18 protein-coding genes are annotated in these 22,730 nt (G+C 71.2%); 13 read left to right on the top strand and 5 right to left on the bottom strand.

The window, feature by feature from the left end; translation table 11 throughout:
* The first annotated feature begins 44 nt into the window (after nucleotides 1–44).
* A complete protein-coding gene (locus tag AB0J16_RS43980; RefSeq protein WP_358551302.1) occupies nucleotides 45–2,978 on the top strand; it encodes an AAA family ATPase in 2,934 nt (977 codons plus the stop codon).
* Between the two features lie 174 nt (nucleotides 2,979–3,152).
* On the opposite strand, the gene AB0J16_RS43985 is transcribed toward AB0J16_RS43980, so the two are convergent.
* The 4 genes from AB0J16_RS43985 to AB0J16_RS44000 all read right to left on the bottom strand — a co-directional run bounded on the left by AB0J16_RS43985 (nucleotide 3,153) and on the right by AB0J16_RS44000 (nucleotide 9,094).
* A complete protein-coding gene (locus AB0J16_RS43985; protein WP_358551304.1) occupies nucleotides 3,153–6,044 on the bottom strand; it encodes a hypothetical protein in 2,892 nt (963 codons plus the stop codon).
* A gap of 83 nt (nucleotides 6,045–6,127) precedes the next feature.
* Nucleotides 6,128–7,057, bottom strand: coding sequence for a sugar kinase (locus AB0J16_RS43990; protein ID WP_358551306.1), 930 nt, complete (start codon nucleotides 7,055–7,057; stop codon nucleotides 6,128–6,130).
* On the bottom strand, nucleotides 7,054–7,980 hold the full coding sequence (locus tag AB0J16_RS43995) for a pseudouridine-5'-phosphate glycosidase (protein WP_358551308.1): 927 nt from the start codon (nucleotides 7,978–7,980) through the stop codon (nucleotides 7,054–7,056). Before AB0J16_RS43995 ends, AB0J16_RS43990 begins: the two co-directional genes overlap by 4 nt.
* Before the next feature lie 100 nt (nucleotides 7,981–8,080).
* Complete coding sequence (locus AB0J16_RS44000; RefSeq protein WP_358551310.1) at nucleotides 8,081–9,094, bottom strand: putative sulfate exporter family transporter; 1,014 nt, start codon at nucleotides 9,092–9,094, stop codon at nucleotides 8,081–8,083.
* 70 nt (nucleotides 9,095–9,164) lie between these two features.
* Here AB0J16_RS44000 and AB0J16_RS44005 point away from each other — a divergent pair, with 70 nt between their 5' ends.
* The 4 genes from AB0J16_RS44005 (at nucleotide 9,165) to AB0J16_RS44020 (ending at nucleotide 13,479) form a co-directional block, all read left to right on the top strand.
* Nucleotides 9,165–10,055, top strand: coding sequence for a LysR family transcriptional regulator (locus AB0J16_RS44005; protein ID WP_358551312.1), 891 nt, complete (start codon nucleotides 9,165–9,167; stop codon nucleotides 10,053–10,055).
* Nucleotides 10,056–10,122: 67 nt separating this feature from the next.
* On the top strand, nucleotides 10,123–11,028 hold the full coding sequence (locus tag AB0J16_RS44010; RefSeq protein WP_358551314.1) for an NAD-dependent epimerase/dehydratase family protein: 906 nt from the start codon (nucleotides 10,123–10,125) through the stop codon (nucleotides 11,026–11,028).
* Between the two features lie 35 nt (nucleotides 11,029–11,063).
* Nucleotides 11,064–11,909 (top strand): SDR family oxidoreductase, encoded by an 846-nt coding sequence (locus AB0J16_RS44015; protein WP_358551316.1) that lies wholly within the window; start codon nucleotides 11,064–11,066, stop codon nucleotides 11,907–11,909.
* A 67-nt stretch (nucleotides 11,910–11,976) separates the two neighbouring features.
* Nucleotides 11,977–13,479 (top strand): NAD(P)/FAD-dependent oxidoreductase, encoded by a 1,503-nt coding sequence (locus AB0J16_RS44020; RefSeq protein WP_358551318.1) that lies wholly within the window; start codon nucleotides 11,977–11,979, stop codon nucleotides 13,477–13,479.
* On the opposite strand, the gene AB0J16_RS44025 is transcribed toward AB0J16_RS44020, so the two are convergent.
* Nucleotides 13,468–14,040 carry a helix-turn-helix domain-containing protein gene (locus tag AB0J16_RS44025; RefSeq protein WP_358551320.1) on the bottom strand — a complete coding sequence of 191 codons (573 nt, stop codon included), beginning with the start codon at nucleotides 14,038–14,040 and terminating at the stop codon, nucleotides 13,468–13,470. The genes AB0J16_RS44020 and AB0J16_RS44025 overlap by 12 nt on opposite strands.
* Nucleotides 14,041–14,130: 90 nt before the next feature.
* Here AB0J16_RS44025 and AB0J16_RS44030 point away from each other — a divergent pair, with 90 nt between their 5' ends.
* From AB0J16_RS44030 to AB0J16_RS44065, 8 genes are all read left to right on the top strand, one after another.
* Nucleotides 14,131–15,330: a cytochrome P450 gene (locus AB0J16_RS44030; protein ID WP_358551322.1), complete on the top strand. Its 1,200-nt coding sequence runs from the start codon at nucleotides 14,131–14,133 to the stop codon at nucleotides 15,328–15,330.
* 73 nt (nucleotides 15,331–15,403) lie between these two features.
* Nucleotides 15,404–16,099: a response regulator transcription factor gene (locus tag AB0J16_RS44035; RefSeq protein WP_225289654.1), complete on the top strand. Its 696-nt coding sequence runs from the start codon at nucleotides 15,404–15,406 to the stop codon at nucleotides 16,097–16,099.
* Nucleotides 16,096–17,433 (top strand): HAMP domain-containing sensor histidine kinase, encoded by a 1,338-nt coding sequence (locus AB0J16_RS44040; RefSeq protein WP_358551324.1) that lies wholly within the window; start codon nucleotides 16,096–16,098, stop codon nucleotides 17,431–17,433. The genes AB0J16_RS44035 and AB0J16_RS44040 overlap by 4 nt, the downstream gene beginning before the upstream one ends.
* Nucleotides 17,434–17,476: 43 nt before the next feature.
* Nucleotides 17,477–18,646 (top strand): bifunctional glycosyltransferase family 2/GtrA family protein, encoded by a 1,170-nt coding sequence (locus AB0J16_RS44045; protein ID WP_358551326.1) that lies wholly within the window; start codon nucleotides 17,477–17,479, stop codon nucleotides 18,644–18,646.
* Nucleotides 18,647–18,723: 77 nt separating this feature from the next.
* Entirely contained in the window at nucleotides 18,724–20,994 is a 2,271-nt protein-coding gene (locus tag AB0J16_RS44050) for a glycosyltransferase family 39 protein (protein WP_358551328.1), read from the top strand.
* Nucleotides 20,995–21,199: 205 nt separating this feature from the next.
* On the top strand, nucleotides 21,200–21,397 hold the full coding sequence (locus AB0J16_RS44055; protein ID WP_358551330.1) for a hypothetical protein: 198 nt from the start codon (nucleotides 21,200–21,202) through the stop codon (nucleotides 21,395–21,397).
* Between the two features lie 36 nt (nucleotides 21,398–21,433).
* Nucleotides 21,434–21,811, top strand: a complete 378-nt coding sequence (locus tag AB0J16_RS44060; RefSeq protein ID WP_358551466.1) for a type II toxin-antitoxin system VapC family toxin — start codon at nucleotides 21,434–21,436, stop codon at nucleotides 21,809–21,811.
* 23 nt (nucleotides 21,812–21,834) lie between these two features.
* Complete coding sequence (locus AB0J16_RS44065; protein WP_358551332.1) at nucleotides 21,835–22,596, top strand: hypothetical protein; 762 nt, start codon at nucleotides 21,835–21,837, stop codon at nucleotides 22,594–22,596.
* Nucleotides 22,597–22,730: the final 134 nt, after the last annotated feature.

Genomic DNA, 22,730 nt, shown 5'->3' on the forward strand with positions numbered 1-22,730 from the left:
GGCCCAGGGCCGTTTCTGTCGCCGCCTGATGGCATTCTTGGGGCGTGAGCATCCACGCGGTGAGCCCGCTCTTCGTCGGCCGCGCCGGCGAGCTGAGCGCGCTCGAGCGCGCGCTGGCCGGCGCCCGGACCGGCGCGGCGTCCACCGTGCTGGTCGGCGGCGAGGCGGGTGTCGGCAAGACGCGCCTGGTCAGGGAGTTCGCCGACCGGGCGGGCGAGGCGATGGTGCTCGTCGGCGGCTGCATGGAGCTCGGCACCGAGGGCCTGCCGTTCGCCCCCTTCACCGCGGTGCTGCGCGGCCTGGTGCGCGAGCTCGGCCGCGACGGTGTCGCGGCGCTCGTGCCGGGCGGCACCACGCGCGGGCTGGCCCGGCTGCTGCCCGAGTTCGGCGAGCCCGACGGTGACGGCTCCGAGGCCCGCGCCCGGCTCTTCGAGCAACTGCTCGGCCTGCTGGAGCGGCTGGCGGAGGACCGGCCGGTCGTCCTGGTCGTCGAGGACGCCCACTGGGCCGACCGATCCACCCGCGACCTGCTCTCGTTCCTGGTCCGCTACCAGCGCGCCGGCGTACGGCTGCTGATCGTCGTCACCTACCGCGCCGACGAGCTGCACCGCACCCACCCGCTGCGCCCGCTGCTGGCCGAGCTGGGCCGCGTCGACTGGGTGGCCAGGCTGGAGCTGCGCAGGCTCACCCGCAAGGAGGTCGTCGAGCAGGCGGCGAGCATCCTGGAGCGCGAGCCGTCCGGCTCCGACATGGACCTGATCTACGCGCGCAGCGAGGGCAACCCGCTGTTCGTCGAGGCGCTGCTCAGCGAGTCCGGCGTCGGGGAGGCGCTGCCCGAGTCGCTGCGCGACCTGCTGCTCGCCGGCGTCGAACGGCTGCCCGACGACACCCAGGAGCTGCTCCGCGTGGCCAGCGCGGGTGGCCAGCGCATCGAGCACGACCTGCTGTCCGCCGTCGCCGGGCGGGACGACGTGGCGCTGTCCAACGCGTTGCGGCCCGCCGTGGCAGGCAACGTGCTGGTCGTCGACGGCGAAGGCTACTCCTTCAGGCACGCGCTGATCCGCGAGGCGCTCCACGACGACCTGCTGCCGGGCGAGCACACCCGCCTGCACACGCGCTTCGCCGAGGCGCTGGAGCGCGACCTGTCGATCCTGCCCGTCCCGCGCGGGGCGATCGAGCTGGCCCACCACTGGCACGCCGCCCACGACACCACGTGGGCGTTGATCAGCGCCTGGCACGCCGCGGCCGCCGCCCGCCGCTCCGCCGCCTATGACGAGCAGCTCAGGATGCTGTCCCGGGTGCTGGAGCTGTGGGATCAGGTGCCCGACGCCGCGGAGCGCATCGGCACCGACCATGTCGACGTGCTCAGGCAGACGGCCACGGTCGCCCATCTGGCGGGCGAGTACGAACGTTCGATCGCCCTGGCCACCGCCGGGCTCGCCGAGATCGACGAGACGGCAGAGCCGGCCAGGGCCGCCAGGCTGCTGCGCCAGCGCGGTCTCACCGGTTACGACCTCAGCCGGCCCGGTCATGTCGACGACCTGCGCCGGGCGGCATCGCTGGTGCCCGCCGACAAGCCCAGCAGGCTGCGGGCCCAAGTGCTGGAGAGCCTGGCGCGCATGCTCTACGACGACTGGCAGGAGAGGATCTCGACGGCCCAACTGGCCATGGAGCTCGGCCACGAGGTAGGCGACGCCAACACCGAGGCGCACGCGCTGATCAGCCTGACCTGGGCGCGCTGCCAGTTCTCCGACATCGACACCTATCTGGACGGGTTCGCCGAAGCGCGCCGCATCGCGGCCACGGCCGACGCCCACAACGCGATGCTGCGTGGTGCCATCTCCGAATCCGACGTGCTGGAGGGCGCCGGCCGCCACGAACGCGCCGCGCAGGTCGCCCGCGACGGCATCGCCGAGGCCGAACGCTATGGCGTGGCGCGCACGTCGGGCACGTTCCTGTCGATCAACCTGGCGGAGCCGCTGTGGTCGCTCGGGCGCTGGGACGAGGCGCTGAAGGTGATCGAGCACGCCCTGGAGCTCATGCCGCCGCCGCCCTACCGGGCCAGCCTGCAGGGGTTGGCCTCCGACATCGCGCTCGCGCGCGGACGGGTCGATCGGGCCGAGGAGCTGTTCGCGGCCTCACGCAGTGTGCTGGCGCGCGGGCGGTTCCGCGACCAGAGCGTGCTGCCGCACGCCTGCAGGGAGGTCGAGCTTCTGGTGGCGCGGGGGCGCCTGGACGAGGCGCGGGAGGCGGCGGCCCGGACACTGCGTGCGCAGGATCTGGTGGCCAGCCCGCGTTACGCCTGGCCGCTGCTGGTGGTGATCGCGCAGCTTGGCGGGGATCTTGTGGCGGAGTTGCGGTCGGTCGCGGGCCGGCTCGAGACTGAGGGAGACTGCCAGGAGGCGCACCGGCTCACGTTCATGGCTTTGACGGGGCTGTCCGAGTCCGAGCTGGAGTCCGGTTCTGGGTCCGGTGTCGGATCTGAGGCTGGTTCCGCGGCCGGTCTCGATGGTGCGTCCTGGCGGCTCAAGATGTGGGACGCGGCGGTGGCGGCTTGGGCGGGGCTGCGGGAGCCCTACTCCGAAGCTTGGACCCTGGAAGGTGCCGCCCGTGCGGCGCTGGAGGCCGGTGATCGGCAGGGGGCGGGGGCCAGACTGGCGAGAGCCCGGGAGCTGGCCGAGCAACTCGGTGCGGCGCCGTTGGTCGAGCGGCTGGACGCGTTCGCGCGGCGGGGCCGTGTCGCCGTGGCCGACGAGCCGGCGCCCGACGGGCTGCCGTTGGGGCTGACGGCGCGCGAGCTGGAGGTGCTGCGGCACGTGGCTGAGGGGCACAGCAATCGGGAGATCGCGGGGGAGCTGTTCATCTCCGTCAAGACCGTGAGCGTGCACGTCTCCAACATCCTGGCCAAACTGGGCGTCGCCTCCCGCGGCGAGGCATCCGCGGTGGCCCATCGGATCCGCCTCTTCGCCGACGACTGACCGGCCTCACGGTCCGGTGTCTACCGCCGAGAAGTGATCGGCTTCGCGGTCCGGTGCCTGTCGCCGACGAGTGCGTGACCCCGGCAGCAAGGCGCGGTCGCTGCTGACCTCCGGTGCCGAGGCACCAGACACCGCTTGGCCTCTGGGGTCAAGCGGCATCCCGGGCGGCTGTGGTCAGCCGGTGAGCTGGGCTTCCAGGCGGTAGCCGTCGACCGTGACGTACACCTGGTCGCCGGGGCGGGCGTTGAGGCGCATGAGGACCGGCTGGAGCGAATCGAAGACCGGCTGGTGACCCTGCCAGACCAGGACGATCGCGTTGTCGCCCGGACCGGTCACCGACAGGAGGGTGCCGGGGCGCATGCCGAGCTGCGTGGCGTACCCCTCGGGCACCGGGACCGGGCCGCCCCGGAGGTGCTCGTTGGTGACCTCGATGCGCTGCCAGCGGCGCGGGTCCGACGAAGGGCTCGGCAGCGGCGGCGGTGGGGTGGCCGGAGTGCCCGCGAGCGTGGGGGGCAGCATGCCGGACCGGCCACCCGACAAGGCGGAGAGCGTGGCGAGGGCCGCCGACGGGTCGATGGAGTTGGTCTCCGCCGAGGGGATGGGCTGGCCGCCCCTGTGGTGGTGGCCGTTGGCTCCGGGGGTACGGCGGGGGAGCGGCTGGGCCGGTGAGGGGGCGGAGGCCACGGGGTCCGACGTCTCCGGCAGCGCCTCGAACCACGCCTTGGCCGAGTGCGCGCGGATGCCCAGCTCGCTGAGCAGCTCCACCACGTCGGCGTCGGCGGGCTGACCGGCCAGCAGCTGCCTGGTACGGGCCTGCAGGCCGTGGAGGTCGCCCACCACCAGCCAGCCGTCCTGGAGGCGGCGGTCGGGCATGAGCGTCACGAGTACCCGCCAGAGCGGAGTGCGCAGCGACGGCACCATCACCGGGTGCGCCGGGTCGGCGCCGATGAGCTGATCCTGCGTGGCGGCCGCGCCGAGCCACTCCGTCAGCCGGAACATGTGCCCGGTGACCGGCGCCGACTCCGACGAACGCAGCCAGTGCAGCACGCGCTCCTCGGCCGTCCGCTGCGCCTGGGAGAGCGCGTCGCGGTCGACGAGCATCTTGTGGGCGAGCGTACGCAGGCTGACGGGGTCTTCGGCGAACAGGCGGTGTACGGCCACCGCGAGCGCCAGCTTGTCCAGGCTGCGGAACAGGCTGTCGACGACCCGGACCATGGCGTGGTCGGTCTCGGAGGGCGCGGGCGTCGCCGCCGGTGCGGGTGTGTCGTACGCGCCGCCGAGGCCCGGAACGTTTGTCGCCGGCAGAGAGACGTCGCCGGTGTGGCCGGAGGGGTCCGCGTTCGGGGTGCGGGACGTGGTGCCCAGGTCGCCTGGGAAGGCGCCTCCGGGGCGCGATCCCGGGCCGGCTCCGGTGGATGATCCGTTGCCTGCGGGCGTTCCGGTGCCCGCGAGTGGCCCGACAGCGGGGAAGGAGCCGGTGCCTGTGACGGACCCGACGGCTGGGAACGAGCCGGTGCCGCCGACGGACCCGACCGCTGGGAAGGAGCCGGTGCCGCTGCCGGACCCGTTGCCCGCGGGTGTTCCGGTGCCCGCGAGCGGCCCGGTGGCGGGGCGTGGTCCGGTGTGGGGTGTTCCGCCGGGGAGGCGGTCGGCGCCGGGGAGAGCACCCGGCTGGGCGCCCGGTTGGGCTGTCCCGCCAGGACGGTCGGCACCGGACCGGGGGTCGGTGTGCGGGCCGCCGCTGGGCGGCAGCTGGCCGCCGGTGGGCGACGTGCCGGCCTGAGGGCCGCTGGTGGGGTGCGAACCGGTGTTCGGGCCGACGGTCGAGTGCGGACCGGTGGCAGTGGGGTGCGGGCCCGTGTGCGGGCCGGCGGTGGGATGGGGACCGGTGTGCGGGCCGGTGCGCTCGGGGTCCGCGTTGCCGGGGACGTTGGCGCCCGGAAGCCCGGTGCCCGAAAGGCCGGTGCCGGACCCGACCGCTGGGAAGGAGCCGGTGCCTGGACCGTTGGCGGCCGGGAGGCCGGTGTTCGGGAACCCGCCGCTCTGCTGGCCAGTGCCCGGGGCGTTGGTGCCGGGGAAGAGGCCGCCCTGCTGGGCGGTGCCGGGGGGATTGGCGCCGGGAGGATTGGCGATGGGAGGATTGGCGATGGGGGAGTTCGTGTCCTGGCGGGCGGCCTGGGGGTCGGACTGAGGTTGCGGAGCGGACAGCGGCTGCCGACCGGCCGTGGGCGCCGGAGTGCCCTCGTTCTGCGCCGGGAACGAGCCGGTCTGGCGGGCGGCCCCGCCCAGCGCGGCGAAGGAGCCGGTCTGCGGCCCACCTTGGTCAGGGAAGGAACCCGACTGCGGGGCCCCCTGGACGGGAAAGGAGCCGGTCTGGCGGGGAGAGCCGCCGTTGTTCTGGGCCACGGCGGGCAGCGGGCCAGTGTGCGCCGGGCTCTGCCCCGGGCCTCCGTCGCGCTGAGCAGGACCTCCGTCGCGCTGGCCAGGGACCGTGCCGCGCTGAAGCGGGCGGGTCACCTCTGGATGGCCCTGTCCCGGATGGGCGGCGGGCTGGCCCTGCCCCGGATGGCCGGGTTGGCCCGGCCGGTTCTGTGCCAGGTGGCCCTGCTGCGCGGGCTGGGTGGCGGGCTGGCCAGGTTCGCGTTGGACCGGGATGCGGCTGAGCACCTCGCGGAACACCGAGCCGATCACCACTTCCGGCGTGGCCGACGGCGTTTTCAGGTCGCCGGGCGACAGCCGGCGCAACCGCTGCCAGCCCCCCAGGCCGGTGATCGCCGTCCTGGTGGCCTCCGGCCAGCCGGGCAGCGCCGGGTCGATGGGGTGCACGGTCAGCGCGGGCAGCACGTCCGAGAGGGCGAGGTGGTCCCAGCGGGCCGAGGCCAGCAGGGCGAGCCGGTCGCAGATCCAGTCGAGTCCGGTCGTGCCGAGCGCCCTCGAAAGAGCCACGGACGACCACCACCCGGCCGGCAGGCGCGGATCGCCCAGCGCCTCCGCGACTTGCTGGGGACGGCTCCAGCGCAAGGCAGGGACCAGGTCGCTCAGGCAGATCGATGACTCGACTTCCATCGGCGGACCTTATCCTCCCCAGTGAGCCGCGTGATGCCACTCAATACGCATGTGGTTCTTGGTGCAGCCTACGCGGCAAGCTATCAATCGGTGTGAATAGGGTAAAGAAGGTTCAGCTCCAAACCGTACCGTGGCCGACCGCCCACCAGGGCCACGCACTCGGCTCCGGCCCGGCATCCGGCGTCCAAAGACTGCCCTTCACCGGCACCGTTCAACCTCGCTGTGAGATATCCCGCAGCGAACGCATCGCCCGCTCCCGTCGAGTCGACGACCTCGGCTGGAACCCCCGCTGCCGCCGCCGTCACAGTGCCCTCCGTGGCCGCCAGAGCTCCCTGGGGTCCCAGCTTGACGATCGCGGTGCCGTACCTCTCGCTGAGGAGTTCGGCGGCCCGCTCGGGCGCCTGCGCGCCGGCGAGCAGGAGGGCCTCGTCCCGGTTGGGGATGATGAGGTGGGCGGGGGCGGATTCGCGCAGGAAACGAGCGACGCCGAACTCGCGCAGAAAGCCGGTCGAGGCGGGATCCATGCTGACGGTCACCCCGGCGGCGCGGGCCTCGGCCATGGCGAGCCTGGCCAGCGCCAGCCCCGCCTCCGCGAAGAGCGTGTAGCCGGACAGGTGCAGGCGGCCCACGCCGTCGAGCAGCGAGTCGTCCCAGTCCTCGGCGGAGATCTGACCGCCCGCGCCCCGGTTGGTGAGGAACGAGCGTTCGCCGGTCTGGTCCACCATGGCGATCACGATCGCCGTCGGATGGTGGGGATCGACGCGTACGTGCGGGCGTACCCCTGTTTTGCGCAGTTCGGCGGTGTGCCACCCGCTGCTGTCGTAGCCGAGCCGGGCCAGCAGCCGTACGTCGGCGCCCAGGTGGGCGGCCCAGGAGGCGGTGTTCGCGCCCGAGCCGCCGGGACGGAGCACGATGTCGGCGGCCGTGTCGGTGCCCGACATGACCGGAGTGTCGTGCAGGGCCACCACATCGGTGACGACGTCGCCGATGACGAGGAGGCCGCCGCCGCTCACGCTCGGGACCAGGCGAGCGCGATCTGGGCCGCGAGGGCGACGTTGCCGCGGACCGCGGCCAGGTTCGCCTCCAGGGAGGCGCCGCCGGTGCCGCGTACCAGGTAGTCGAGGAGGAACGGGGTGATCTTCTGCCCGATCACGCCCTCGCGGTCGGCGGCGGCCAGCGCCTCGCCTAGCACGCGGTCGTGCAGCGCGGGATCGAGCTGCCGGTCCACCGGGATGGGGTTGGCGACGATCAGCGCGGTCTCCTGGCCGCCGAACCCGTCCTGTCCGCGCATGATGGCCGCGGCCTCGTCGGCCGACTCGATCCGCCAGTCGATCGGCTCGCCGGAGGAGTGCAGGTAGAAGCCCGGGAAGGTGTCCGTACGGTATCCCGCCACGGTCACGCCGCGGGTCTCCAGGCGCTGGAGGGTGGAGGGCACGTCCAGGATCGACTTGACCCCGGCGCACACGACGGTGATGCGGGTACGCGCGAGCGTGTCGAGGTCGGCCGACTCGTCCTGCGCCTGGGTCCAGCCCCGGTGCACGCCGCCGAGCCCGCCGGTGGCGAAGATCCGGATGCCCGCGCGGGCGGCCAGGAACGACGTGGCCGACACGGTCGTCGCGCCGCTCGCCTTCAGCGCCGCCGCCACCGGCAGGTCGCGCTGGCCCAGCTTGCGCAGGCCAGACTCGGTGGCGACGCGTTCGAGCTCCACCTCGTCCAGGCCGACGCGGGCCACGCCGTCGAGCACCGCGATCGTGGCCGGTACGGCACCCGCCGCCCTGACGACGTCCTCCAGCTCCCGGGCGACCGCCAGATTGCGCGGCTGCGGCAGGCCGTGCGAGATGATCGTGGACTCCAGGGCCACGACCGGAGCGCCGGTGGCAAGGGCTTCGGCGACCTCGTCGGACGGCCGGAGGATGGGGTCGGCGGCGCTGCGCATGTGGGTTTCGTGCTCCTTCGTAGAACGGCTTGGTGGAACGGTCTATTTTACGAAGTTTGTTCCGGATAAGCACGTTACGGAGGAGGACGTCCGCCGGTGATCACACGAGAAGCATGACACCCGCGAGCGAGATGGTCCCGATCAAGCCGGTGGCCATGGCACCGAGCAGCAGCGCGCGTCCGTCCTTGATCAGCGCGCGAGCGTCGATCCCCGTACCGAGGCCGAACAGGGCGGCGGCCATGAGAACGTTCGTGACCTGGGGGACCACGGTGGTCAAGGCGGCGGGAACCAGGCCGCTGCTGCGGAGGGCGACCATCGCCAGGAAGCCGGCCACGAAGAGCGGGATGACCGGCGGACGCTTGAGCCGGCCGGGGGAGTCGACGCGGTGACGGTACGAGGTCAGGGCGACGATCGGGGCGAGCAGGATGACGCGGCCCAGCTTGACCGTGACGGCGGTGGCCAGCACGCCCGAGGCGGCGCCGATCGCGGCCACCTGGGCCACCTCGTGCACCGCCGCCCCGGCCCACACCCCCAGTTGCGTCGCCGACAGCCCGAGCCAGGAGGCCGCCAGCGGCACCACAGCGATGGCGGCGGTGCCGTACAGGACCACCACGCTGAGCGCGCCGGCCGCGTCCTCGTCGGAGGAGCCGTCGGTACTTTCCCGCATGGCCGCGATCGCGGCGGCGCCGCAGATCGAGACACCGGTGGCGACCAGCAGTGACGCGCCAGGCGTGAGGCCGAGGCGACGGCCGATCAGCGGAGTGAGCGTGAACGTGACGCCGGTCGCCATCACCACGACGGCCACCGTCCGCCAGCCCAGCGCCAGCACCTGCGGCACCGCGATCTGCAGGCCGAGCAGCACGATCGCGATACGCAGCACCCGCTTGGCGACGAACCGCAGACCGGGCTTGAGCCGCTCGCCGACACCCACCAGGTTCGCCAGCGCCGCGCCCGACACCACGGCGATGGCCGCGGGGCTGAGCACGGGCACGAACCGGTTCACGACCAGCGCGAACACCACCGCCAGCGCCGCCGCGCCGATGCCGGGCAGGCGATCGTCGCGCAGCCGATCACCAGGCGGACGATCGTGCGGCGCGCGGGTGGTGAAGTTCATGATCTCAGTGTTCTGAGCGCCGGGAGGGCTCGGTAGCCACGCGTTGGCTGGTAGGTCATAGCCTTGGGCTATGAGTACGCTGCCGGATCTCGACTCGCTCAAGCTCCTGGTCGACGTGGGCGAGCTGGGCAGCCTGGGGCAGGCGGCCAAGGTCGCGGGCATCGCCCAGCCGTCGGCCAGCAAGCGGATCGCCCACCTGGAGCGCCGCCTGGGCCTGCCGCTGCTGGAGCGTACGCCGCGCGGGTCCACGCTGACCGCCGAGGGAAAGATGGTGGCGGGCTGGGCCGCGCACGTGCTGGCCGCCGCCCAGGAGCTGATGCGCGCCGCCCAGGCGGTACGGCGCAGCGAGGCAGCTCATCTGCGGGTGGCGGCGAGCATGACGGTGGCCGAGTACCTGGTGCCGCGCTGGCTGGGTGAGCTGCAGAACCGGGAGCCGGACATCCAGGTCGGCCTCGACGTGGTGAACTCCGCCGACGTCGCCGCCCGGGTCCTGGCCGAAGAGGTGGAGCTGGGCTTCGTCGAGGGGCCGAGCGTGCCCGAGGGGCTGGCCAGCCGGGTGGTGGGCACCGACCGGCTGGTGGTCGTGGTGGCGCCTGGGCACGCCTGGGCGCGGCGCCGTACCGCGCTGATGGGGGCGGAGCTGGCCGCCACGCCGCTCGTCGTCCGCGAACCCGGCTCGGGCACGCGGGAGATACTGGACGTGGCATTCAAGAGCCTGCACCGGGCCAGCCCGCGCCTGGAGCTTGGTTCGAACTCGGCCGTCAAGGGCGCCGCCCAGGCCGGGGCGGCGCCCGCGGTGCTCAGCGGGTACGCCGTGGAGGCGGAGGTGGCCACGGGCCGGCTGGTGGAGGTGCCGCTGGCCGGGATCAACCTGGTCAGGAGCCTGCGCGCGGTATGGCGCCGCGGCCGCTCACTCGCCGCCCCCGCCGCCACCCTGCTGGCGATCGCCAGCCGACCCTGACCGATGGTTTTGCCGCTTCGGCAAAGCAGCTTGCGATCCCATCCAGCGCAGGCTGATCCTTTCCGCCATGTATGTCTTCGTCACCGGCGCGAGCGGCTACATCGGCGGTTCCGTCGCCGCCCGCCTCATTCAGGCAGGCCATACCGTCACCGGCCTGATCCGCGACCAGGCCAAAGCCGAGGACCTCGCCCGGCTCGGCTGCCGACCGGTGGTGGGCACCCTTGACGACCCGGCGGTGCTCACCGAGCAGGCCCGCCGCGCCGACGGTGTCGTCAACGCCGCCAGCAGCGACCACCGGGGGGCCGTCGAAGCACTCATCGCCGCGCTGGCCGGGTCCGGCAAGCCGCTGATCCACACCAGCGGCTCCAGCATCGTGGGCGTCGGCGCCGATGGCGAGGCATCCGGGAAGACCTTCGGCGAGGACATCCTCGATGCGGACTCCGCCTGGGAGCCCGACCATCCCATCCGCAAGGCACGCCTCGCGATCGACCGCTTGGTGCTGAGCGCCGCGGAGAAGGACGTACGGTCCGCGGTCCTGTGCAACAGCCTGATCTACGGGCCTGGACGGGGCCTGGGCCGCGACAGCGTCCTGATCGCGGCACTGGTCCACCAGGCGCGCTCCGGCGGTGTGGTCCGCCACGTAGGGAGCGGCGGCAACATCTGGTCCAACGTCCACATCGACGACATGGCCGACCTGTACCTTCTCGCCCTGGAGAAGACGCCCGCCGGCACGTTCTATTTCGTGGAGAACGGCGAGGAGTCCTTCGCCGCGATGACCGGCGCCATCGCCCGCTCCCTCGGCCTGCCCGGCCCGCGGCCCTGGGACCCCGACTCACCGGACAACGTCTGGGATCCCCAGTTCGCCCGCCACGCCCTGGGCTCCAACAGCCGCGTGCGCGGCACCCGTACCCGCGATCTCCTCGGCTGGCGCCCGCGGCACCGATCGATCACCGACTGGCTCACCGATCTTTGACACCATGGAGAGCCTTCGACAGGAAAGGCCCATCCATGATCAGCCAAGCGAGGATCGCCGTGACCGGCGCCACCGGCCGCCTCGGCGGGCGCGTCGTCCGCCGGCTCGCCGCCGCCGATATCCCGCAGACCATGGTGGTACGCGACCTGGACCGCGCCCCTCAGTTGGCCGGAGCCACCGCGGTCCGCGGCGGTTTCGGCGACCGTGACGCCGTCCTGCGGGCCCTGGACGGCGTCGACCGGGTCCTGATGGTGTCGGCCTCGGAGACCCCTGACCGCCTCCAGCAGCACCGCACCTTCGTCGACGCCGCCGCCGAGGCCGGAGTTGCCCACCTGGTGTACATCTCCTTCTACGGCGCCGCCCCCGATGCCACGTTCACGCTGGCGCGCGACCACTGGGCCACCGAACAGCACATCCGCGCCAGTGGCCTGGCCTTCACCTTCCTGCGCGACAACCTCTACGCCGACTTCACGCCGGCCTTGGTCGGCGACGACGGCGTCATCCGCGGTCCCGGCGGACAGGGGCGAGCCGCGGTCGTCGCGCAGGACGACATCGCCGACGCCGCCACCGGCGTACTGCTCCATGCCCCCGAGCACGCCGGAGCCACCTACGACCTGACCGGCCCGCAATCGCTCACCCTCGCCGAAATCGCCGCGATCCTGTCGCGGACCACGGGACGCGCCATCACCTACCACCCCGAGGACGTGGAAGAGGCCTACCGCTCCCGCGCCTCCTACGGCGCCCCGGACTGGCAGCTCGACGCCTGGGTCTCCACCTACACCGCCATCGCCAACGGCGAGATGGACGGGGTCAGCGACGCCATCCCTCGCCTGACCGGCCACCCCGCGACACCGCTGGCCGACGTTGTCTCGGATACCTAGAGCTTGCGCCTGGTGACGCAGGCCGTGTGCTCGCTCTTCGAGAGCGATCACTATGTATGGTGCCGGTATGGGGTCATATGACGTCGTTGTCGCGGGTGGCGGGCACAACGGGTTGGTGGCGGCCGCGTACCTGGCGCGGGCCGGGCGGCGGGTGCTGGTGCTGGAGCGGCTCGGGTACGTGGGCGGCCTGGCGATCTCCGCGCGCCCCTTTCCGGGCGTGGATGTACGGCTGTCGCGCTACTCCTACCTGGTCAGCCTCCTGCCCACGGAGATCGTCCGCGACCTGGGGCTCCGCCTGGACCTGCGCCGGCGCCGCTACTCCTCCTACACGCCCCACGGCGACACCGGCCTGCTCGTGGACGACGGCGACGAAAGCGCGACCGCCGCCTCGTTCAGAACCGTCACCGGAGGCGACGCCGACCACCGGGCATGGCGGGAGTTCTACGGGCTGACCGCCGAGGTGGCCCGGGTCCTGGCGCCCACATTGCTCGAACCCCTGCGTACCCCGGCCGAGATCGAGCGCTTGGTGGGCGCCGAGGCGTGGCGGGAGCTGTTCCAGCGGCCGATCGGGCAGACGGTGGACGAGCGGTTCGCTGACGACACCGTACGCGGCGTGGTGCTGACCGACGCGCTGATCGGGACGTTCGCCGACCCCGCAGCGGACCTGCTGGCCAACCGGTGCTTCCTCTACCACGTGATCGGCGACGGGACGGGCGACTGGAACGTGCCGGTCGGCGGGATGGGCGCGGTTTCAGGGGCGCTCGAAGCGGCCGCCAGACAGGCGGGGGCGGAGATCAGGACCGGTGCGGAGATCATCGGGATCTCCCCATCGGGTGAGGTGGCGTTCCGCGCGGACGACGGCGAGCACACGGTCACCGGACGCCACGTGCTGGCCAACCTGCCGCCGGCGGTGCTCGACCGGCTGCTCGGCGCGACACCGGAGGTGCCCGAGGGCGCGCAGCTGAAGGTCAACATGGTGCTGAGCAGGCTGCCGCGGCTCAAGGACGACTCGGTGGACCCGCGCGCGGCCTTCAGCGGTACGTTCCACATCAACGAGAGCCGTGACCAGCTGGCCCGCGCCCACGCGCAGGCGGTGGCGGGCCGGATCCCCGACCTGCCGCCCGCCGAGGTCTACTGCCACTCGCTGACCGACCCGTCGATCCTCGGCCCCGAGCTGCGCGGCCGGGCGGAGACGCTGACGCTGTTCGGGCTGCACATGCCCGCCCGCCTGTTCCGCGACGATCCGGACAAAGCGCGGGAGGAGGCGCTCAGGGCCACCCTGGCCTCCATCGACAGCGTGCTGGCCGAGCCCATCGAGAGCTGCCTCCTGCGCGCCCCCGACGGCACGCCTTGTGTCGAGGCCAAGTCGCCGGTGGACCTGGAGAACGAGGCGGGCCTGCCCGGCGGGCACATCTTCCACCGTGACCTGAGCTGGCCGTACGCGGAGGAAGGCGGCTGGGGGGTGGAGACCGGGCACGAGCGGATCCTGCTGTGCGGCGCGGGCGCCCGCCGGGGCGGCGGCGTCAGCGGTATCGCGGGCCACAACGCGGCGATGGCCCTACTGACCTGAGGACTCGTGGTCTGAGACCAGCCGGGTCGCCACGGTCATGGCGGCAGCGGCCAGCTCGGACGGCGGCAGGTCCATGCCGAACAGCTCCGGCACCCCGCCCAGGATCAGCGCGAACACCGCCAGCCGCGCCTCGAACTGCGCGATCGCGTCGGCCCCCGGCCTGCTCAGCACCGACACCAGCGTGACGATGCGCTCCTGCATCCGGTCGCCCACCGAAGACTGGGCGAAGGCCCCCTGGTTCATCTGCGCGAAGCGCATCAGCGGCCGCCACTTGTCCTCCAGCAACTCGGAGATGCGCCGCAGGATCTCCTGCCGGGCCTCGGGCGTGTCCGGCTGAGCGCGAGCCCACTCCGCGAGCTCGTCGAGCGAGGTGATGAACCCGTCGGCGATGCTGGCGAGAATCTCCTCTTTCGTCCGGAAGTGGTAGTACAGCGCCGGCCGGGTGATCTCCAGCCGCTCCGCGACCTCCTGCAACGTGGTCTTGTCGTAGCCCCGCTCGGCGAACAGCTCCATCGCGACCCGCTGGATCCGCTCACGTGTATCGGTCCGCCGCCCTGCCATTTCGCTCCGTTTCGCTTGACGGCCGGGCTCTCCATTGCTTACTTTCGCGTAAGTAAGCAATGCGATTCCGGCTTCGTAGGGAGCAAGACTATGACCACCTCCTTTCCTGTCCCGCGCACGTGTCCGTACGCGCCGCCGCCCGAGTACGAGCGGATGCGCGAGGAGGCGCCGCTCGTACGGACGTCGCTGCCCAACGGCGACGTCTGGCTGGTCACCAGGTACGCCGAAGCCAGGCAGGTGCTGAACGGCCAGGGCATCAGCACCAGCCCGGCCACCCCCGGCCATCCGAACAACGCCTTCACCACCGAGGAGCCCACCGAGGAACAGCGCGAGTTCATGGAACGGTTCAGGGTCGGCCAGTTCATCGACATGGACCCGCCCGAGCACGGCCGATTCAGGCGGCTGCTCATCCCCGAGTTCACCGTCAGACGGGTCAAGGAGATGCGGCCCGGCATCCAGCGGACCGCCGACCTGCTCATCGACGACATGCTCGCCAAGGGCCCGGAGGCCGAGCTGGTCGCCGACTTCGGGCTGGCGCTGCCGTCGCTGGTCATCTGCCAGCTGCTCGGCGTGCCGTACAGCGACCACGAGTTCTTCCAGTCGCGTACCCGCATGATGGTGTCGAGCGACGACCCGCAGGCGAGCATCGCGGCGATCATGGAGATCAAGGGATACCTCGACGGGCTTGTCACCGAGGCCGAGAAGCAGCCCAAGGACGACCTGCTCGGGCGGCTGATCGTGGCGGGACAGGTGAGCCACGACGAGATCGTCGGCATGATCTCGCTGCTGCTCATCGCCGGCCACGAGACCACCGCCAACATGATCCCGCTCGGCGTCCTGACCCTGCTGCGCCACCCCGACCAGCTGGCCAGGCTGCGCGAGGACCCGGGACTGTGGCCGATGGCGATCGAGGAGCTGCTGCGCTACCTGTCGATCGTCGACTGGGTGGCCTTCGACCGGGTGGCCATCGAGGACCAGGAGATCGGCGGGCAACTCGTCAAGAAGGGCGAGGGCATCTTCGTGCTCGGCGCCTCGGCGAACCGGGACGAGCGGGCCTTCGAGCGGCCGGACGAGTTCGACATCGACCGCGGCGCCCGCCACCACGTCGCCTTCGGCTACGGCGTGCACCAGTGCCTCGGCCAGAACCTGGCCAGGGCCGAGCTGGAGATCGCCTACCGGACGCTGTTCGAGCGGATCCCGTCGCTGCGTCTCGCGGTGGACGAGGAGGAGGTGTCATTCAAGTACAGTCAGGTCATCTTCGGGGCGAACGCCATGCCCGTCACGTGGTAGCTGCTTTAGCACTCATGAAACGGCCTCGGAACTGTTCATGGCGTTCTCATGATGGGGCCTTAGCGTAAAGATTATGAGTGAGCCCGCACGGTTGCTGGTGGTGGACGACGAGCCCGCGTTGCGCGAGGCGCTGCAGTCGAGCCTGGAGTTCGAGGGCTACAAGGTCGTCACCGCCAACGACGGGCAGGCGGCGCTGGACCAGGTGGCGCGCGAGACGTACGACGCGGTGCTGCTCGACGTCATGATGCCGCGCCTCGACGGGCTGACCGCCTGCCGCCGGCTCAGGGCCACGGGCAACCACATCCCCGTGCTCATGCTGACCGCGCGCGACGCCGTCGGCGACCGGGTCTCCGGGCTCGACGCGGGCGCCGACGACTACCTGGTCAAGCCGTTCGAGCTGGACGAATTGCTGGCCAGGGTCCGCGCCCTGCTGCGGCGGGGCGCGCTCAACTCGGCCGTCCCGGAGGTCACGCTGACCTACGGCGACCTGCGCATGGACCCCGACACCCGCGAGGTCACCAGGGGCGAGCGGCGGCTGGACCTGACCAGGACCGAATACCTGCTGATGGAGCTGTTCCTGACGCACCCGCGCCAGGTGCTGACCCGCGAGCAGATCCTGGGCGAGGTGTGGGGGTTCGACTTCGAGCCGACGTCGAACTCGCTCGACGTGTACGTGATGTACCTGCGGCGCAAGACCGAGGCCGGCGGCGAACCGCGGGTGATCCACACCGTCCGCGGCGTCGGCTACACCCTCCGGGCCGCGCCGTGAGGCGATATAGCCTGCGCTCCCGGCTCACCCTCCTCGTCACGGTCGCCGTGGCCTTGGCCATCGCGGCCTGTGCGGGGCTGTCGTGGTTCATCGTGCGCGAGCAGATGGTCCGCCAGCTTGACCAGACCATCATGGATCCCTCGGACAAAGAGGACAAGAGGTGGCTGAGGGACCATTGCTCGGTGGAGGGAACCCCCGCCGAATACGCCGCAGGCCTGGTGACGTTGCTGTCCGGGGACGGTAGTACCTGCTCGCTTGGCTCGCCGATCGTGGTGACTGAGGAGGACAAACCGGCCATCCCCCACCCCGGCAAGCCGATCTACCGCTACGGCGTCACCAAGGACGGCATGCCGGTGCGCGTAGTGACGGTGAACTTCTCGCCAGGCGTGGCCGTCCTGGAGGCCAGGCCGCTGTTCCACCTTCAGGACACGTTGCGCAACACCGCGTTCGCGCTGGCCGCCGTCGCCGCCCTTGGCGTGCTCGGTGCCGGATGGGCGGGCCTGGCCATCTCCCGTACGGCTCTGGCGCCCGTCGGCCGCCTCACCAAGGCCGTTGAGCACATCGCCCAGACCGAGGACCTCGACACCCCCATTCCCGTCAAGGGCGGCGACGAGATCGCCCGGCTGAGCCTGGCGTTCAACGGCATGATCACCGCTCTGGCCGGATCACGCGAGCGCCAGCAGCAACTCGTCGCCGACGCCGGGCACGAGCTGCGCACCCCGCTGACCACCCTGCGTACCAACATCGACCTGCTGCTGCGCAGCGAGCAGACCGGCCGCAGCCTCGACCCCGGTGCCAAGGAACGCCTGCTGATCAACGTGAAGGCCCAGTTCGCCGAGCTCACCGCGCTCGTCGGCGACCTGCTCCAGCTGGCCAGAGGCGACACCGACCACGAGCCGCACGTCGAGCTGGGCCTGCACCAGGTGGTCACCGCCGCCGTCGAACGGGCCAGGCTGCGCGGCGCCGACGTCACGCTCGACCTCCTGCCCTGGTACGTCGTCGGTAACGCCGCCTCCTTGGAACGTGCCGTGCTCAACCTCATCGACAACGCCGCCAAGTTCAGCCCGGACGGCGAGGTCGAGGTGACCCTGCGACAGGGCGAGCTGACCGTACGCGATCACGGACCCGGCATCCCCGAAGAGGACCTGCCGCACGTCTTCGAGCGCTTCTGGCGCTCCCCGGCCGCACGCGGCCTGCCCGGATCCGGTCTCGGCCTCGCGATCGTCGCGCAGGCCGTTGCCGAGGCGGGCGGAAAGGTACGCCTGGAGAACGCCTCTGGCGGCGGCGCGATTGCGATCGTCGAACTGCCTGGGAATCTCACCCCTCACTCATAATCGGCTAATTCCCGTTAAAGACCCCAGCGATGGGATCTGGGTCATGCACACAACAGTGAAGACCCGGCTGGTCGAGGTGGTCGTCCCGGTCTACAACGAGCAGCTGGCCCTGCGCGACAGCATCGGCCGGCTGCACGCCTACCTCTCGGGCACCTTCCCCTACGACTACCGCATCACGATCGCCGACAACGCCAGCACGGACGACACCTGGCGGCTGGCCATAGAGCTGGCCGCCGAACTGCCGCACGTACGGGCCGTACACCTGGACGGCAAGGGACGCGGGCGGGCGCTGCGCCAGGTGTGGTCGGACAGCGACGCGGACGTCGTCAGTTATATGGACGTCGACCTGTCCACCGACCTCGACGCGTTCCTTCCCCTGGTCGCCCCGCTGCTGTCGGGCCACAGCGACCTGGCCATCGGCACCCGGCTGGCCAGGTCGTCGCGGGTGGTGCGCGGGCCGAAGCGCGAGCTCATCTCCCGTTCGTACAACCTGCTGCTCCACTCGGTCATGGGCGCGAAGTTCTCCGACGCCCAGTGCGGCTTCAAGGCCGTACGCACCGAGATCGCGCAGGCGCTGCTGCCCGCCGTCGAGGACGAACAGTGGTTCTTCGACACCGAACTGCTGCTGCTGGCCGAGCGGCACGGGCTGCGCATCCACGAGGTGCCCGTCGACTGGGTGGACGACCCCGACAGCCGGGTGGACGTCTTTCAGACCGCCATGGACGACCTGCGCGGCCTGGTCAGGGTGGCACGCAAGACGCTGTCGGGCGCGGCCCGCATCCCGGTGCCCGCCCGTGTCTCGCAGGCGCGGCTGCCGCGCGGGATGGCGGCGCAGCTGCCTCGGTTCGCGGTCGTGGGGGTGGTGAGCACGCTGGCGTATCTGGTGCTGTTCTCGGGGTTGCGGCAGGCGATCCCGGTGCTGGCGGCCAACGCGATCGCGCTGCTGGTGACGGCCGTGGCCAACACCGCGGCCAACCGGCGCTTCACCTTTGGGGTGACGGGGTCGGCGGGGGCCATGCGGCACCAGTTCGAGGGGCTGATCGCGTTCCTCGTGGGGCTGGCGCTGACCAGCGGCGTGCTGGCGCTGCTGCCGGAGGGGGTCTCTCATGGGGTGGAGCTGGTGGCGGTCGTTGTGGCTAACGCGCTGGCTACGTTGGTCCGCTTTCTGTTGCTGCGCGTCTGGGTCTTCAACCCTCGCCGGAGCACGTCATGACCGATGCGCGTCGCGTTCTTCAACCCTCGCCGGAGGACCTCGTGACCATGACCCTCGACCGTCCGAGTCACCGTCGCATGTCCCGTCCGGCCCGGATCTGGCGCGGCGCCCCGGAGGACCCCCGCTGGTCCCGGCCCGCGCTCTGGGCCGTCCTGGCTGTCGCCCTCGTCCTCTACACCTGGGCACTGAGCGGCAACGCCAACGAGTACTACTCCGCCGCCATCCTGTCGGGCACCAAGAGCTGGAAGGCGTTCTTCTTCGGCGCGATCGACTCCAGCTCGTACATCACGGTCGACAAGCCGCCGCTGGCCCTGTGGGTGATGGGTCTGTCGGCGCGGATCTTCGGCTTCTCGACCTGGAGCATGCTGATCCCGCAGGCGCTGGCCGGTGTGGCCTCCGTCGGCCTGGTGTTCTCCGCCGTTCGACGGGCGTACCCGGTCGTCGTGTCTGCCCACTCGGAGGTACGGCAGGCACACGTGGCGGGCCTGATCGCGGCCGTGGTCATGACGCTCACCCCGATCACGGTGGCGATCAACCGCGACAACAACCCCGACACGATCCTGGTGCTGTTGCTAGTGCTGGCCGCCTGGTTCTGCCTGGAGTCGCTGCGCACCGGGCGGCTGGGGTCGCTGCTGGTGTGCTCGTTGTTCGTGGGGCTGGCGTTCAATGTCAAGATGCTCCAGGCGTACCTGGTGGTGCCCGCGCTCGCGCTGGCGTACCTGCTGTGTGCGCGGGTCTCGTGGGTGAAGCGTGTCGGGCATCTGCTGGCGGCGGGCGCCGTGATGGTGGTGTCGAGCGCCTGGTGGATGGTGATCGTGGACCTGTGGCCCGCTGACTCCCGTCCGTATGTAGGCGGCTCGACCGACAACACTGTCTGGGACCTGGTCATCGGCTACAACGGCTTGGGCCGGATCTTCGGCCAGGGCGGCGGCGGTCCCGGGGGCGGCGGTGGGGGTGGCGCCTCGTTCGGCGGGGCAGCGGGGGCGGACCGGCTGTTCAACGAGACGATGGCAGGTCAGATCTCCTGGCTGCTGCCGTTCTGCGGGCTGGCCTTGGTGTTCGCGCTGTCCGCCCGATGGCGGCGCGCCAAGCTCACTGCCCTGCCTGGGGCCGGCACGGACACCAGCGCCGCCGCTAGGTCTGGGGGCGCTGCGGACGCGAGCGGCGTCGCCAAGCCTGAGACGACCACGCCTTGGGTCGGCCTGGTCACGCCCAAGGTTGGCGCCGCGTCCGAAGTTGGCACCGCGTCGGTGGTTGGCGCCGCGCCTAAGGGTGGTGCCGCGTCCGAGGTCAGTGCCTCGCCGATATTCGTCGGCGCTTCGGGGATTGCTGCTCAGCCCGGAGCGAGCCTTGCCGCGTGGCTGGTCTGGGGTGGGTGGCTCGTCGTTCACTTCATGGTGTTCAGCTTCGCCAGCGGCACCTTCCACCCGTACTACACGACCGCCATGGCACCCGCCGTCGCCGCCATCACCGCTTTCGGCGGACTGGCCATGTGGGACGCGTACCGGCACTCGCGGGTGTGGGCGTGGGTCCTGCCCCTAGGCATCGCCATCACGGGCGCCTGGTCGTTTATGGTGCTGCGCCGTACACCCGACTTCCTGCCGTGGCTGGCCTGGGTGGTGCTCGCCGCGACCGTTGTGGCGGTGGTGGGGCTGGTCCTGGCCAAGTTCCGTCGCAAGGTCGCGGTCCGTCTAGCTGCGATCGGGCTGGCGGCGGCAGTGATCGCCGGGCTCGCCGGACCGGCCGCGTACGCGGTGTCACCCTTGGGGTCGCAGGTCAACGGCTCGAACCCGACAGCGGGACCGTCCACGGGCGGGATGGGCTTCGGCCCTGGAGGCGGCTTCCGCGGCATGATGCGCCCAGGCCAGAACGGCCAGCCTCCCATGACCCCACCGAACGGCCAGGACGGACAGGGCCAGAACGGGCAGGATGCTCAGGACAGCCGGGCTCAGGACAGGCAGGACGGACAGGGCGCGGATGGCCGGTTCGGACGAATGGGCGGTTTCGGCGGCGGAGGCGGTGTCAGCAGCTCGATGATCTCCTACCTGGAGGCCAACCAGGGCAACGCGGAGTGGCTCGTGGCCGTGAGCAGTGCCATGCAGGCGTCGTCGATCATTCTGTCCACCGGCAAGCCGGTCATGGCCATGGGCGGCTTCACCGGAAGCGACCCCGCCATGAACGTCACCCGCCTCAAGGAACTGGTGGCGTCCGGCAAGCTCCGCTATGTACTGGCCAGCGGCGACGACCGGGGTGGGCCCGGCAGGGGCAACAACGAGGTCACCACCTGGGTCCAGGCCAACTGCAAGGCCGTGACCGGCCAGGACGGGCTGTACGACTGCACTGCATGATTCGAGACAAGGGGCGCCGCGATCCATGGCGATGCGGCGCCCCAGCGTCACCCACCTCGAACAGCAATACGGCGTCGCACGCCAAACGGACCGCACGCGAACATGGCGGCGATAGAAGGAACGAGGGGTGAAAGCCCAGGATCCACGAGGGGTGGGCATCGTATGTTGAGTTCAGCCAGCCAGCAGCGCTCCGGAGGAGGTCCTCATGAGCACACATGAAGCGGACCACCCCGCCTACCCGCCGATCAGGCCCTGCTTGTCAGCCGAGGAGTTGCTTGCGGCCAAGAACACCCAGCCGATCCGCTCCGTGGACGACCTCGCCGCCGACACCTTCGAGTCGGATGAGGAACTGGAGGAGTTCCTGGCCTTCACCTACGCCGAGCGCCATCGCGACGTAACCTGAACCGACGCCGCGCAACCTGTCATCTTCGACACCGACATCGCCTCGCTGATCCACAAGCGCAAACTCACCGGCCCGCTGGCCACCCGCCTGATCGGCCGCAAGCCGCTGATCACTTTCGCGACCTTCGGCGAGTTGACCAAGTGGGCTGAGATCCGCCGCTGGGGCACCCGCAGCCGCCAGGAGTTGGCCGACTGGCTCTCTGGTATTCCGATCCTGCCCGGTGACGAACCGGTCGCGGCGATGTGGGCTCGACTGTCGGCCGCCGGCATCCAGCGTGGACGCCCCCGCCCGATCAACGACATGTGGATCGCCGCCTGCTGCCTCACCTACGATCTGCCGCTGGCCACGCTCAACCTCAAGGACTACGAGGACTTCAAGACCCACCACGGTTTGCGCATCCTCGGCACTGACTAGCCCCCGCGAACGCGTGGTCGTTCATGGTCCTGTGCCGTACGCCCGACGTCGTACCGTGGCTGGCCTGGATGGTGCTCGCCGCGACCGTTATGGCGGTGGTGGGGCTGGTCCTGGCCACGTTCTGTCGCGAGGTCGCGGTACGGCTGGTCGCGGTCGGGCTGGCGGCGGCAGTGATCGCCGGGCTGGCCGGGCCAGCCGTGTACGCGGTCACTCCGCTCCAGTCCCAGGTCAACGGCTCGAACCCGACGGCAGGACCGTCAGGCGGCGCAGGCTTCGACCCTGGAGACGGCTTCCGCGGCATGATGCGTCCCGGACAGAACGGCCAGCCCCCTATAACCCCACCGAACGGCCAGGACGGCCAAAGCCAGAACAGCCAGTACGTCCGGGCTCAGGACGGTCAGAACGGGCAGGGCACGGGCGGCCGGTTCGGGCGAACGGGCGGTTTGGGTGGCGGCGGGGCCAGCAGCTCGATGATCTCTTACCTGGAGGCCAACCAGGGCAAAGCGGAGTGGCTCGTCGCGGTGAGCAGCGCCATGCAGGCGTCATCGATCATCTTGTCCACGGGCAAGCCGGTCATGGCCATGGGCGGCTTCACCGGCAGCGACCCCGCCATGACCGTCACGCGCCTCAAGGAGCTGGTGGTATCCGGCAAGCTCCGCTATGCACTGGCCAGCGGCGACGACCGGAGCGGCCCCGGCAGGGGCAACAGCGAGGTCACCACCTGGGTCCAGGCCAACTGCAAGGCCGTGACCGGCCAGGAGGGGCTGTACGACTGCTCCTCATGATCCAGCCAAGGGGCGCCGTGATCCGTAGCGACGCGGCGCCTCAAAGCGCGCCTTCAAGGGCGGCAGGGCTTCCAAGGAACCGAAGCTCTGGCGTACCCAGGCGAGCGATCTCACAGGCTTCGTTCAGCAGGCCG

Origin of the sequence: Nonomuraea sp. NPDC049750 (assembly GCF_040659625.1) — a bacterium.
Taxonomy (GTDB): domain Bacteria; phylum Actinomycetota; class Actinomycetes; order Streptosporangiales; family Streptosporangiaceae; genus Nonomuraea.

Excerpts from the sequence above, each read along its gene's own strand:
- AB0J16_RS43985 (WP_358551304.1), bottom strand. The coding sequence starts at position 6,044 with ATGGAAGTCGAGTCATCGATCTGCCTGAGCGACCTGGTCCCTGCCTTG.
- AB0J16_RS43995 (WP_358551308.1), bottom strand. The coding sequence starts at position 7,980 with ATGCGCAGCGCCGCCGACCCCATCCTCCGGCCGTCCGACGAGGTCGCC.
- AB0J16_RS44030 (WP_358551322.1), top strand. The coding sequence starts at position 14,131 with ATGACCACCTCCTTTCCTGTCCCGCGCACGTGTCCGTACGCGCCGCCG.
- AB0J16_RS44015 (WP_358551316.1), top strand. The coding sequence starts at position 11,064 with ATGATCAGCCAAGCGAGGATCGCCGTGACCGGCGCCACCGGCCGCCTC.
- AB0J16_RS44025 (WP_358551320.1), bottom strand. The coding sequence starts at position 14,040 with ATGGCAGGGCGGCGGACCGATACACGTGAGCGGATCCAGCGGGTCGCG.
- AB0J16_RS44045 (WP_358551326.1), top strand. The coding sequence starts at position 17,477 with ATGCACACAACAGTGAAGACCCGGCTGGTCGAGGTGGTCGTCCCGGTC.
- AB0J16_RS44035 (WP_225289654.1), top strand. The coding sequence starts at position 15,404 with ATGAGTGAGCCCGCACGGTTGCTGGTGGTGGACGACGAGCCCGCGTTG.
- AB0J16_RS44010 (WP_358551314.1), top strand. The coding sequence starts at position 10,123 with ATGTATGTCTTCGTCACCGGCGCGAGCGGCTACATCGGCGGTTCCGTC.
- AB0J16_RS44005 (WP_358551312.1), top strand. The coding sequence starts at position 9,165 with ATGAGTACGCTGCCGGATCTCGACTCGCTCAAGCTCCTGGTCGACGTG.
- AB0J16_RS44020 (WP_358551318.1), top strand. The coding sequence starts at position 11,977 with ATGGGGTCATATGACGTCGTTGTCGCGGGTGGCGGGCACAACGGGTTG.
- AB0J16_RS44065 (WP_358551332.1), top strand. The coding sequence starts at position 21,835 with ATGGTCCTGTGCCGTACGCCCGACGTCGTACCGTGGCTGGCCTGGATG.
- AB0J16_RS44050 (WP_358551328.1), top strand. The coding sequence starts at position 18,724 with ATGTCCCGTCCGGCCCGGATCTGGCGCGGCGCCCCGGAGGACCCCCGC.
- AB0J16_RS44000 (WP_358551310.1), bottom strand. The coding sequence starts at position 9,094 with ATGAACTTCACCACCCGCGCGCCGCACGATCGTCCGCCTGGTGATCGG.
- AB0J16_RS44055 (WP_358551330.1), top strand. The coding sequence starts at position 21,200 with ATGAGCACACATGAAGCGGACCACCCCGCCTACCCGCCGATCAGGCCC.